We start from the raw sequence: 13053 nt of genomic DNA on the forward strand, positions 1-13053 counted from the left end.
CGCGGCACCGGGCCGCGTCGAAAGCCTGTCTGCACGTGGGGGTGGCGCGGCACGGAGCGGCTTCGCCGCCGTGCCGCGTGGGGCGCGAGGCCCGCGCCAATGCAGGCATGTCCGCGTGCTTCGCACGACAGGACACGCCGTAGCTTGCAGGGAGCGCAGCCATGACCGACCGCCGAGACGACGATTTCCGCGTGCGCCCCAGCGCCCCGAAGAACCGGGGCAAGGGCCAGGGCCAGAGCTTCGTTTCCAAGGTGCTCAAGCAGGCCGGTAAGGCCAGCGGCGGCAAGTCCTCGATGCGCCATTCCGCAGGCAATGGCAGCGGCGCACGCGCAGGCCAGCGGCCCGGCTCGCGCCTGGGGCGCGGCCACACGGCGGCGCGTTTCGCGGGCGCGAATCTCACGCCCATGTCGCGGCGCGTGACCATCAAGACCTTGCTGGTCAATCAGCGCAACGCCAGCCCACAGTCGCTCGCCAAGCACCTGCGCTACATCGAGCGCGACGGCGCCGGCCGTGATGGCGAGCCGGGCCGGGCCTACGGGCCGCAGACCGACGAAGCCGACCTCGATGCGTTCAAGGAGCGCAGCGCTGACGACCGGCACCATTTCCGCTTCATCGTCTCGCCCGAGGGCGGGGCCGAGCTGGACGACCTGCGCACCTACACCCGGCACCTGATGAACCGCATGGAAGCCGACCTGGGCACGCGGCTCGATTGGGTGGCGGTCGATCACTGGAACACCGACAACCCGCACACCCACCTGATCGTGCGCGGGCGCGACGACACTGGCAAAGACCTCATCATCGCGGGCGACTACATCGCCCACGGCTTCCGCCATCGGGCCGCCGAACTGGCGACGGAATGGCTGGGGCCGCGCACCGAACTAGAGATCCAGCAGACCTTGCAGCGCGAGGTGGAGCAAGAGCGGTGGACGAGCCTTGACCGCACGCTGCAACGCGAGGCCGGCGAGGATGGCCGGGTGCAGATCGAACGCTTCAACGAACCTCGGCTGCAACGCCAGCGCCTGTTGCTGATCGGTCGCCTGCAACGCTTGCAGCGCCTGGGTTTGGCCGACGAGGTGCAGCCCGGCACCTGGGCCATCCATGCGGACGCGGAGAAGACCTTGCGCGCCCTGGGCGAGCGCGGCGACATCATCCGCACCATGCAGCGGGCCATGAGCGGCCAGCCGCGCGAGTTGGCGGTGTTCGAGCCGGGCGACGACGGCCGCACCATCGTCGGCCGCGTCGCTGCCAAGGGGCTGGCCGACGAGCTGCACGACCGCGGCTATCTGGTCATCGACGGCATTGACGGCAAGGCCCACTACATTGCCTTGAACGCCCGCGACGAGCTGGCGAACTATCCCACCGGAGCCGTGGTGGAGGTACGCGGTTCCGCCGAGGTGCGGGCGGCCGACAAGAACATCGCCGCGCTGGCGAGCGATGGTCTGTACCGCACCGACCATCACCTGGCGATCGAGCAGGGCCGGGCCAAGACCGGACGTGACCCGCAGGAGGTTGTCGCGGCCCACGTCCGCCGACTGGAAGCCCTGCGCCGGGCCGGCATCGTCGAGCGCGTGGCCGATGGCTTATGGAAGGTGCCGGACAACCTGGCCGAGCGTGGCCGCCAGTACGACGCCCAGCGCCTGGGCGGCGTGGCGGTAGAACTGAAATCGCACCTTCCCATCGAGCGGCAGGCCCGCGTGATCGGGGCCACTTGGCTCGACCAGCAACTGATCGGCGGAGGCCGAGGGCTGGGCGACCTGGGCTTTGGCGGCGAGGTCAAGAACACCCTGCAACAGCGTGCCGACTTCCTGGCCGAACAGGGGCTGGCCGAACGACGCGGGCAGCGCGTCATCCTCGCCCGGAACCTGCTGGGCACGCTGCGCAATCGGGAACTGGCGCAGGCCGCCAAGGAAATTGCCGCCGCCACCGGCCTGGAGCATCGCCCGGTGGCGGACGGGCAGCGCGTGGCTGGCATCTACCGGCGCTCGGTCATGCTCGCCAGCGGGCGCTACGCGACGCTCGATGACGGCATGGGGTTTTCGCTGGTGCCGTGGAAGCCGATGATCGAACAGCGGTTAGGGCAGCAGCTCGCCGCGACAGTGCGCGGCGGCGGAGTTTCATGGGAGATCGGACGGCAGCGTGGGCCATCAGTGGGATGACTTCCCCTCCATTGGGAGCAGTTCTCTTGCGATCTCCATTGCCTGCTCACGCGAAGAAGCAAGAAGTAGAGGGTAGCCCCAGAACTTGGCAAAAACGACCGAAAATGCCTTGAAACCTAGACGTTTTGCCGAGTTGGATTCGACCAGAATCATAGCCAGAACCAGCTTACGCAATTCGACCTTATGCTTTTTCATCCACAGTGAAGTGCGTTTCTTTTCTTCCGGCGTGTGCTCATGGCCTTCGGCCGGTGCGGCATCGCTCAGGAGCACGAATGGTTCACCGCGCCTCAAATTGGCCTCGAATTCATCGAAGTCCTTCTGCGCGTCGTGTCCTGGTTCTTGCGAAAGAGTCATCCAGACGAAAGGAAAGTTAGAACTATTCATCGACATGACCGGCTCCTTTGCGTTTGATGTGACGCCAGGTGGCCACAATGGCGCACACTCCGGGTAGCGCGATGAAGAACAGCGCCGAGAAGACAATGTGCCCGCCATCGCGCAGCCCGTCGAAGACCCCCGCGAGGGTATTCAGGACGACGAGCAGGCCGCCGAGAATCATTGCAATCCACTGGGCCGTGCGGGTTCCGATCAATGCGAGAAGTACCGTGACGATCCAGGCACCATAGAACGCGGAAAACATCCACAGTGCGCCGGCCTCGAACGTGATCGCCGGTGTCGCGCCGTGCGCTCTCACATAGTCGTTGACGTAGGAGAACGACTGGAGCGTCACAAAAAGCACGGCACCAACGGCTGTCGTTAACCAGAACAAAGCGACCTTGTTCCGGTTATCCATGGCCAGGTCTTGGACTGGGTGTAGTGGGTTGGATGGCTGAAGTGACATAGGAGCTTTCTCAATAGTCAATGGCTGAACGTTTGCGGGATTCGGAACCTGCGGCACGCGGGTTCACAGCTTGTAGTTCAGCGTCACCATCATGTTGCGCGGTGCGCCATAACTCACGGTGTCGAAGTCCCCCTTCTGAAGCGCGTACTTTTTGTCGAACAAGTTGTTGACGTTGACTGCCACATTGATCTTCTTCGTGATGGCGTAACGCCCCACCAGTGACACCAAGGCATAAGAACTCTGCTCCCCGCCCAACGAGCTGGTGCCAGTGTTGGGGGCCTGGTAGATGCGGCTTTGCCATTTGACGCCGCCGCCCAGCGTCAATTTGTTCCACTCTCCCGGCAACTGGTAGGTGGTGAAAAGCTGGGCCGTGGTGCGCGGTATTTGCGAATTCAAGCGGACGTCATCGCCATCTTTCGCAGTGAAGTGAGCGATGCCTGCGTAGATGCTCCAGCCACGCGCCAGCTCACCCTGCAAGTCCAGTTCGATCCCGCGCGACTTCGTGCCATCGACGCCTTTGTAGGCCTGCGCGCCGCCTGGCGTATAGGTTCCGGCGACGATCTGGGCGGCGTTGTCCAGCTCGGTCTCGAACAAGGCGACCGACGCATTCAGACGTCCGTCGAGGTACTCGCCTTTCAGGCCGATTTCCTTGGTTTTCCCCTTGGACGGCGTGAGCACGTTGCCGTTGCTGTCCCGATAGTCGGTCTGCGGGTTGAAGATGCCGGTGTAGCTGATGTAGGCCGAGTAGGTCTTGTCGATGTCGTAGATCAACCCGGCATACGGGGTGAATTCGCTGGTCCTCTTGTAGTGGAAAGGCGTCCCGCTGACGCTCTCGTCAATTTCATAGTTGCTGAAGCGGCCGCCGACGATGAGCTTCAGAGGATCGGCCAGCGAAAACCGGGCCGCGCTGTAGACGCCACTCTGCTTGATCCTGGTGCGCGTCGGGATGGACGTCATGGCATCGAAGTCGGGCCGGGGATAGGCAGCGCTCAGGTCATAGACATTGACCGGCACAAAGCCTGGATAAAAAGGCGAGACTTCCTCCTTGCTGGCCGTGCGACGCGAACTCGTCGCCCCCACCACCAGATCATGTTGACGGCCCAGCAGTTCAAAGGGGCCGCTGGCCATCACATCGAAGGCGTTTTGACGGCTGCGCCCTTCCGCGGCCAACGCCACCGGATAGGCCCCATAGGGGTAGGTACCCAGTCCCGTGGCGCGGTCGGGGTAGCCGACCAGGCCGAGCAGCTCGGCATCGTATTCGGTGCGGTACTGGTTGGCGACGGCCCGAACCTTCCAGCCGTTATCGAAGCGGTGCTCGATCTCGGCAAAGGCCGTCTTGAGCGTGTTGTCCCAATAGCTCCAGTCCTGCGCGTAGGTCTTGGAACGCGAATACTCCGCCTGCGTGCCGTCGCTGAACCATAGCGGCAAGCCGCCCCAGGTGGAGCCCTTCGGCGTGATGTCCTGGTAGTCGTAGCCCAGGCTCACCGTCGTGTCCGGGGTCAGATCCGCCTCGATGATGCCGTAGAACGCCTTCCTCTCCGGCTTGTAGCCGTCGATGTACGAGTGTCCATCCTGGTACGTCCCCACCAGGCGCGCGCGGATGCGACCGTCCTCGGTCAAGGGCGTCGAGACGTCGGCCATGCCCCGATAGGTGTCCCAACTCCCCGCGCCGAGCGAAGCGGCCGCCGAGAATTCGCGGGTCGGCCGTTTGCGCACCAAGTTGATCGCGGCCGAGGGGTTGCCGGTGCCGGTCAGCAAGCCGGTGGCGCCGCGCACGACCTCGACACGATCATAGAACGCAGTGTCGAGAGAGCCGATGCCGCTACCGTTGATGATGTCGCCGACGACAGTGGGTATGCCGTCGTATTGAATGTTGTTGATCAGGAAGCCGCGCGAATAGAAACTCGTTCTCTCGCTGTCGGACTGGTATGACGTGACGCCCGTGGTGTTCTCCAGCACGTCCTGCACCGAATTCAATTGCTGGTCGTCCATGCGCTGGCGCGTGATGACCGTCACCGACTGCGGTGTTTCCCGCAGCGACAGCGGTAGGCGGGTGGCCGCCAGCGTCTCGCTGGTGGTGTAAGAACCTGTCCCCTCGGTCGTCGCCGTATCTTCCTTACCCGTCACGGTTACCGCCGGTAGGGTCATCGCCTCCTGAGACGTTTTTTCCCCGTCCTTGTTTTGGATCTGCGTTGGCTCGGCGGCGAATGCTCCCTGCGCGCTAATGAAAATTGCCGCCGCAACTGCCGTGCCCAGCATAGTGAGAGGCGCGCTCCTCATGACGCCCTTGCAAGGCCCATCCACATGAAGATAGACGGCGGGCATTGCGCGCATATCAATTTGCCAACGGAGCTTTCCAGTAGTCGTGAGATCGGACATCAAACAATACTCATTTGCGTTTACATGCTTTATTTAACAATAGAGCTGCATGAGCATGATGGTGAAATTAAGCCAGATTGTTATTCGATTGGGCCAAATACACTTGCCTCAATGCTTTTGGCCGTATTGCGAAATAAATTGACTTGCTTTCGCAATGTAGAAGTGTGCTCACGCGGATAGGCTGCGCTTCATCGTGGTCTGTCATGCCCCAATCCAGCGTGCTTGGCCGGCCGAACGAGTACCCCGTTCTTCCCGAGGAAATTCCCCCTATGCACTCACTTTGCCTTGGTGGATCGGCCCCGCACAGCCGGTCACGCGCCACCCCAATCCCCGTTGTCGTCGGGAGGAATGCATGAGCGCCGCCGTTACCTCCCGTGCAAAACCCATTGTCATCAGCGTCATTGGCCTCGTTGTGGTTTTTGGCCTGCTGTATGCCTGGCGCACCACTCGCAGCAGCGGCGCAGACCATCAGGCCATGCCGCCGATGCCCGTCTCGACAATCCGTGCAGAGCCTCGCGGCGTGTCCGAGGAGTTGCAGGCCGTTGGCAGTTTGCAAGCCGTGCGCGAAGTGCTGCTGGCCCCCGACACGTCAGGGCGCGTGACCGCCATCAATTTCGACGCGGGCCAGTTCGTGAAGGAAGGGACTGTGCTAGTTCAGCTTTACGACGCCCCCGAACAGGCGGATCGTGCCGCTGCGGCGGCCAAGGCCGACTTTGCACAATTGCAGCTCCGGCGTTCGCAAGAGCTGGCCCCTACCGGCGCCGAGCCACGTGAACTGCTCGAACAACGCAAGGCGGAGGCCGCCCAGGCGGTCGCTGCGGTTCGGCAACTCGACGCGCGTATCCAGCAGAAGGCCGTCCGTGCGCCGTTCTCCGGCCAGATCGGCATCCGGCGCATCAACCCCGGCCAGTACCTCAACGCCGGCGATGCGATCGCCACGCTGACCCAGCTCGATCCGCTCTACGTCAACTTCACGCTGCCCCAGCAGGATTTGCCCAAGCTGACGCCGAGCGCGTCGGTGCAGGTGACGGTGGATGCGGCGCCGGGCCAAGTGTTCAACGCGAAGGTCAGCACCATCGAGCCACGCATAGACGGCGAAACCCGCAACGTGGCCGTCCAGGCACTGCTGCCCAATGCCGACCGGCTACTGAAGTCCGGCATGTATTCGACGGCGAAGCTGGCGTTGCCCGCCACGACCGATGCCATTGCGTTGCCGCTGACGGCGATCCAGACATCAGCCTCCGGCGACAGCGTCGTGCTCGTGCAAGAGATCAATGCGGAAGGGATCGGCAAGGCGGTTGCGGTACCAGTCATCACCGGCCGCCGGCTCGGCGAGGAAGTCCTAGTGACGCATGGCGTCAAGCCCGGCGACATCGTGGTGACAGCGGGCCAGAACCGGCTACCGCCCGGCGCGACGGTGAAGATCAACGCGGCCGCTCCTGCCGCCGCAGTGCTGCGTGCCGCCCCGGCGGTCGCATCTACCGCCAGCGCACGCTAGGGAGACGGCACGATGCATTTCACCGACATTTTCATCCGCCGCCCCATCCTGGCACTGGTGGTCAGCCTGTTGATCCTGCTGATGGGTGCCACCGCCGTGTTCATGCTGCCCGTGCGGCAGTACCCCTATCTCGAAAACGCCACCATCAGCGTGAGCACCACCTTGCCAGGCGCGACCCAGGAAGTGATGCAAGGCTTCGTGACCACACCGATCGCGCAGTCCATCGCCACGGCCAGCGGCATCGAGTACCTCAGTTCGACCACCACGCAGGGCAAGAGCGAGATCAAGGCGCGGCTGGTGCTCAACGCCAATGCCGATCGCGCGATGACCGAAATCCTCGCCAAGGTGCAGCAAGTCAAGTACCAGTTGCCGACTGGCGTGACCGATCCGGTCATCAGCAAGTCCACCGAAGGCGGCACCGCCGTGCAGTACGTCGCCTTCTACAGCGACACGCTGTCGATCCCGCAGGTGACAGACTTCGCCACCCGCGTGGCGCAGCCGCTGTTCACCGGCATTCCCGGCGTCGCTTCGGCAGACATCATGGGCGGGCAGACGCTGGCCATGCGTATCTGGATCGATCCGGTAAGGCTGGCCGCGCGCGGTTTGTCGGCCGGAGAGATTGCGGCCGCGCTGCGAGCCAACAACGTGCAGGCCGCGCCGGGCCAGCTCAAGAGTTCGCTGACCGTCACCAACATCAGTGCCGCCACCGACCTGCGCGGCGTCGATGACTTTCGCCAGATGGTCATCAAGTCCAACCCCGAGGGTGGTCTGGTGCGGCTGTCCGACGTGGCCACGGTGGAGATTGGTGGCCAGAACTACGACAACGCCGCGTTCGCTACCGGCAAGCCGGCGATCTTCATCGGCATCCAGCCCGCGCCCGACGGCAACCCGATCGACATCGTCAAGCAGGCCAAGGAACTGATTCCCAAGATCCGCGAAATGGCGCCGCCTGGACTGAAGGTCTCGCCCAACTACGACATCGCAACCTTCGTCAACGCCTCCATCGAGGAGGTCAAGCACACGCTGGTCGAAGCGATCGTGATCGTCATCGTGGTGATCTTCCTGTTCCTTGGCACCTTCCGCGCGGTCATCATTCCGGTGGTCACCATCCCGCTGTCGCTGGTTGGCACCGCCGCGCTGATGCTGGCCTGCGGCTTCTCGATCAACCTGCTGACGCTGCTGGCGATGGTGCTGGCGATCGGCTTGGTGGTCGATGATGCCATCGTGGTGGTGGAGAACATTCATCGCCACATCGAGGAAGGCTACACGCCGGTGCGTGCAGCCCTGCTGGGTGCGCGCGAGATCGTCGGGCCGGTGATTGCCATGACCATTACGCTGGCGGCCGTCTACGCTCCCATCGGCATGATGGGGGGGCTGACCGGCGCACTGTTCAAGGAGTTCGCCTTCACGCTGGCTGGCTCGGTCATCGTCTCGGGCGTGGTCGCACTGACACTCTCGCCGGTCATGAGTTCGATGCTGTTGAGTTCGGCGCAGGGCGAGGGACGACTGGCCAAACGTGTCGAGCACACCATGCAAGGGCTGACCGCTTTCTACGGACGCCTGCTGGCACGCACGCTGGCCGCGCGCGGCGCGGTTCTGCTGGTGGGTGCGGTGGTATTGGCGGCCATCGTGGTGCTGTTCAATGGCACGCGCCACGAACTGGCACCAATGGAAGACCAGGGCATCGTACTGGCCGTCACCAAGGCGCCGCAGTATGCGGGAGTGGGCTACACCACCCGCTATGCCGAGCAGATCGAGAAGATATTCGAGTCGATCCCTGAGTTCGACAGCAGCTTCATGCATATCGCCGGCATTGCTGGCGGCCAGAACCAGATGCTCGGCGGTGCGATCCTGAAGGACTGGTCCGAGCGCAAGCGTTCGGCCACCGAAATCCAAGGTCAGATCCAGGCTGCGGGCGCCGCCATCGACGGAGAAACCGTCACGGCCGTGCAGATGCCTCCATTGCCGGGTTCCAGCGGCGGTCTACCCGTGCAAATGGTGCTGCGCTCGCCCGATGAGTTCCAGACGCTGTACGAGACCGGCGAGAAGATCAAGACGGCCGCCTATGCCAGCGGGTTGTTCCTCTACGTGCAGAACGACCTGTCCTACGACAGCCCGCAGGCGCATATCACCATCGACAATGCGAGGGCCAGCGAAATGGGCGTGACCATGCAGTCCGTCGCCGATACGCTGGCGGTGCTGGTCGGCGAGAACTACGTCAATCGCTTCAACTTCCACGACCGCTCCTACGACGTGATCCCGCAGGTGCGCGGTGGCGAACGCATGACGCCGGAAGACCTCGGACGCTTCTACGTCAAGGCGACTTCCGGCGCGCTGGTGCCGCTCTCAACCGTGACCCGCGTCGAGATGCGTCCGCAGGCCAACCAGCTCACCCAGTTCGGCCAGATGAACTCCGCCACGCTGGAAATGCTGCCGGCACCGGGCGTAAGCATGGGCGAGGCCGTGAAGTTCCTGCAATCGCAGCCGCTGCCACCCGGCACCAGCGTGGACTGGCTCAGCGACAGCCGCCAATTCGTCCAGGAAGGCAACCGCTTGCTGGTGTCTTTCTGCTTCGCGCTGGTGGTGATCTTCCTGGTGCTGGCGGCGCAGTTCGAGAGCCTGCGCGATCCGCTGGTGATCCTGGTGACGGTGCCGCTGGCGGTCTGCGGTGCCTTGGTGCCGCTGTGGCTGGGTTTTGCCACGCTCAATATCTACACACAGATCGGACTGGTCACACTTATCGGCCTGATCTCCAAGCACGGCATCCTGATGGTCACGTTCGCAAACCACATCCAGCATCACGAAAACTTGAGTCGCATCGAGGCCATCGAGAAAGCCGCAGCAGTGCGTATGCGCCCCGTCCTGATGACCACTGCCGCTATGGTTGCAGGCCTGGTGCCGTTGCTGTTCGCCGACGGCGCAGGTTCGGCCAGTCGCTTCTCCATCGGCATCGTGGTGGTGATGGGCATGATGATCGGCACCTTCTTCACGCTGTTCGTGCTGCCCACCATCTACAGCTTTGTCGCCAAGGATCACCGTGCGGCAGCGGAAAGCCCTCGCGCCCGTGAACTCGCTACCGCGGAGGCTCCCGATGTCGTCCTTTGAACCGATTGCTGCCATGACTACTGCTTCGCGTCCGGCCGTGTTTCCCTCTCGGCGCGCTGCCTTCATGGCCATTGCCGTTGCCGTGATCACCGCAGGTTGCGCCAGCGGCCCCGACTATCACGCCCCGGCTTTGCCGGAAACCGCGGCCGGCCCCTTTGTCAGCAAGCCGGCTACCACGGACGCCGCCGCATCGCTGCCGGCGGGCTGGTGGAAGCTGTATGACGATCCCGCGCTCGACAATCTGGTGCAGGAAGCCCTGTCGGCCAATACTAACCTGCGCGTGACGCTGGCCAACCTCGACCGCGCACGGGCCATCTACAAGGAAGCGCGCGGTGGCCTATTTCCCTCGACCAACGTATCGGCGGGCGCGGGCTATGGCCGCGACCAGACCACGTGGACGGGCACCGGCCAGGCGCCCACACAATGGAGCTACAGCGGTGGCCTCGACGTCTCCTACGAACTCGACCTGTTCGGCCGAGTCAGGCGCGATATCGAAGCTGCACGCGACGACACCGATGCGGTCGCCGCCGCCCATGATGCCGCGAAGGTCGTCGTCGTCGCCGAGACAACACGCGCATATGTGGACGCCTGCACCTATGGCGAATCCATCGACGTCGCGCACTCGTCCATTGAATTGGCTCAGCGCAGCCTGGATCTGATCAGCCGCCAGGAACACGCCGGCTCGGCGTCGCGTCTGGATGTGGAACGGGCTGGTGTCACGCTGGCACAGGCCCAGGCCGCCTTGCCGCCGTTGCAGGGTCAGCGGGATGCCGCGTTGTTTGAGTTGGCCGCGCTGATGGGCCGCACGCCGTCGGAAGTGCCTGAATCGGCGCGCGTATGCACGCAGGCACCGGAGATCGCGGGGGCGCTGCCGATTGGTGATGGCACTGCGCTGCTGCGCCGCCGCCCGGACGTGCGTCAGGCCGAACGCCAACTGGCTGCCGATACCGCCCGCATCGGCGTGGCCGTTGCCGACCTCTATCCGCGCGTCACGCTGGGCGCCTCGGGCAACTACCTGCGCAACGACTACCTGAAAGGCAATCGCACCTGGTCCTTCTCGTTGGGCCCGCTGATCTCCTGGAGCTTCCCCAACACGATGGTCGCGCGCAGCCGTATCGCACAGGCAAAGGCACAAAACGCGGCATCGTTGGCCAGCTTTGATGGCACTGTGCTCAATGCCCTGAAAGAGTCCGAGCAATCGTTGAGCGCCTACGGCGCGGCGATGCAGCAACGCGAGGCGTTGATCGAAGCGCGAAACCGTGCCGAGAACGCCTTTCGGTTGGCTGACCAGCGTTATCACGCCGGCTCCATCAGCTACCTCGACGTGATCGTGGCGCAGACCAGCCTGATTAACGCGAAATCGCAGGTGGCCGCTGCTGACCAACGAGTTGGCTCCACACGGGTCAGTGTGTTCAAGGCGCTCGGCGGCGGCTGGGAGCAAGCCAGTACGCAGTAATCCCTAGGGACACCGGCGCGGTGGTGGCTTCGCCATCGTGCCTGCGTCCGACCAACCATTAGCCACGTCGCTTCCATGTTGTCACGAACAACTGGGAAACCGGCATAGCGAAGGAAACGGATATGGCGCCACACGACGAGCCTTCTCGAATTATTGATTTGATTACCTCATTCGGCAGCAAGAACAGGCCGTCATCCAAACGCATGAAGCATGCCGCCATAGCCAGCCCCATAACCGCCGGCGCAAAGTCATCCTATGAACAACGATTGGAGGCGAGCCATTTGCGGCCAACGATCGCACGTACCAGTGTCCTTAACGCACTAGAGGAGGCGGTGCCTCGCTGCCTCGACGCCAGCCAGATGTATCGCATCCTCAGCCCCCAGTTCGAGAGCCTCACACCGGCCTCGATCTACCGTGCGCTGAATGATTTATGGACTGCTGGGCTGCTGGTTCGCACGGAAGGCGCGCAAGGCCGCGCGCTCTATGCCCTCAAACCGGACAGGAAGAACCTTCACAACGACACCATGCGCTGCCATTGTGGCGCGCGGTTGGTTTTCCTTGAAGACTTGGCATTGCGCGAGCATCTTCGGTTGCTGGCAAGTAAGGAAGGCTTCGATCTCGATAAGGAACCAGTTTTTACCATCACCATGACATGTACGGGATGTCAGCAGTTACGCAAGGGGAGGCGGTAGCCAGTTTTAAACCAAGACCGCCTGATCCGAAAGGGACTCACCCCTTATGCGATTGCCCGCACCACGCCACCATCAACGCGAAGCGCGGCGCCTGTCGTTGCAGATGCGCGCGCGCTACAGACATAGGCAATCATCGCGGCAACCTCATCCGGCGTCGAAAAACGTTGAAGCACCGAAGATGGGCGGGCCGTTGCGAAGAACTCACGCTCCACGGCTGCGGCATCAACGCCGCGGCTTGCAGCCAATTCGGCAACAAAGCCGCCAACGCCCTCGGAGGCAGTCGGGCCGGGAAGCACGCTGTTGACCGTGACGCCGGTGCCCGCGAGCGTCTCTGCAAGCCCGCGTGAAATGGCAAGTTGCGCGGTCTTGGTCATGCCGTAATGGATCATTTCGGCGGGAATCTGCAAGGCCGACTCGCTCGATACGAACACGATGCGCCCCCAGTTGCGCGCCCGCATTCCCTGCACGTAATGGCGCGATAGGCGGACTCCACTTAACACATTCGTCTCGAAGAAACGAATCCAGTCCGCGTCTGGAATCTGCTCGAATGGTTTGGGCTCGAAGATGCCTAGGTTGTTGACCAGAACGTCGATGTCTGGAAGTTCCCCTGTCAGAAACTCACAGCCTTCGCTACGGCTCAGGTCGGCGACAATCCCGGTAATGATTGCGCCGGGAAGTTCGCGTTTCAGCGCATCCACTGCGCTATCGACGCGAGCCTGGGTTCGGCCATTTACCGTGACAGAGGCTCCCTCTGCTGCCAATGCGCGGGCGGTGGCCAGCCCGATGCCTGCTGTTGAGCCAGTCACCAGTGCCCGCCTACCTTTTAGTCCGAAATCCATGATCTAACTCCAATTTTTCCTACTAAGCCTCCAATCTATCGGCCTTTTCGGAAGTCTTGATAGCGATACTGGGTCAAAGCGTTACTCAAT

General features: G+C 63.1%; 9 protein-coding genes. 5 read left to right on the forward strand and 4 right to left on the reverse strand.

Translation table 11 applies throughout. The annotated features are described in order from the left end of the window. Positions 1–161 precede the first annotated feature (161 nt). Positions 162–2156, forward strand: coding sequence for a relaxase/mobilization nuclease domain-containing protein (locus ACF8EA_RS23015; protein ID WP_392523368.1), 1995 nt, complete (start codon positions 162–164; stop codon positions 2154–2156). Here ACF8EA_RS23015 and ACF8EA_RS23020 read toward each other — a convergent pair. From ACF8EA_RS23020 to fhuE, 3 genes are all read right to left on the reverse strand, one after another. Then, positions 2145–2546: a hypothetical protein gene (locus tag ACF8EA_RS23020; RefSeq protein WP_392523370.1), complete on the reverse strand. Its 402-nt coding sequence runs from the start codon at positions 2544–2546 to the stop codon at positions 2145–2147. The two genes, ACF8EA_RS23015 and ACF8EA_RS23020, sit on opposite strands and share 12 nt — an antisense overlap. Beyond that, entirely contained in the window at positions 2533–2946 is a 414-nt protein-coding gene (locus tag ACF8EA_RS23025) for a hypothetical protein (RefSeq protein WP_392523371.1), read from the reverse strand. Before ACF8EA_RS23025 ends, ACF8EA_RS23020 begins: the two co-directional genes overlap by 14 nt. Before the next feature lie 111 nt (positions 2947–3057). Continuing rightward, positions 3058–5373 carry a ferric-rhodotorulic acid/ferric-coprogen receptor FhuE gene (fhuE, locus tag ACF8EA_RS23030; protein WP_392523373.1) on the reverse strand — a complete coding sequence of 772 codons (2316 nt, stop codon included), beginning with the start codon at positions 5371–5373 and terminating at the stop codon, positions 3058–3060. 352 nt (positions 5374–5725) lie between these two features. Here fhuE and ACF8EA_RS23035 point away from each other — a divergent pair, with 352 nt between their 5' ends. The 4 genes from ACF8EA_RS23035 (at position 5726) to ACF8EA_RS23050 (ending at position 12124) form a co-directional block, all read left to right on the forward strand. Further along, a complete protein-coding gene (locus ACF8EA_RS23035) occupies positions 5726–6871 on the forward strand; it encodes an efflux RND transporter periplasmic adaptor subunit (protein ID WP_392523375.1) in 1146 nt (381 codons plus the stop codon). A gap of 12 nt (positions 6872–6883) precedes the next feature. Continuing rightward, positions 6884–9976: an efflux RND transporter permease subunit gene (locus ACF8EA_RS23040; protein ID WP_392523376.1), complete on the forward strand. Its 3093-nt coding sequence runs from the start codon at positions 6884–6886 to the stop codon at positions 9974–9976. Beyond that, positions 9963–11432 (forward strand): efflux transporter outer membrane subunit, encoded by a 1470-nt coding sequence (locus ACF8EA_RS23045; protein WP_392523377.1) that lies wholly within the window; start codon positions 9963–9965, stop codon positions 11430–11432. The genes ACF8EA_RS23040 and ACF8EA_RS23045 overlap by 14 nt, the downstream gene beginning before the upstream one ends. A gap of 122 nt (positions 11433–11554) precedes the next feature. Further along, positions 11555–12124, forward strand: a complete 570-nt coding sequence (locus tag ACF8EA_RS23050; RefSeq protein ID WP_392523379.1) for a Fur family transcriptional regulator — start codon at positions 11555–11557, stop codon at positions 12122–12124. A 44-nt stretch (positions 12125–12168) separates the two neighbouring features. On the opposite strand, the gene ACF8EA_RS23055 is transcribed toward ACF8EA_RS23050, so the two are convergent. Further along, positions 12169–12963 (reverse strand): SDR family NAD(P)-dependent oxidoreductase, encoded by a 795-nt coding sequence (locus ACF8EA_RS23055; RefSeq protein WP_392523380.1) that lies wholly within the window; start codon positions 12961–12963, stop codon positions 12169–12171. Positions 12964–13053: the final 90 nt, after the last annotated feature.

The organism is Pseudomonas sp. YQ_5 (assembly GCF_043103305.1).
Taxonomy (GTDB): domain Bacteria; phylum Pseudomonadota; class Gammaproteobacteria; order Pseudomonadales; family Pseudomonadaceae; genus Aquipseudomonas; species Aquipseudomonas putida_Y.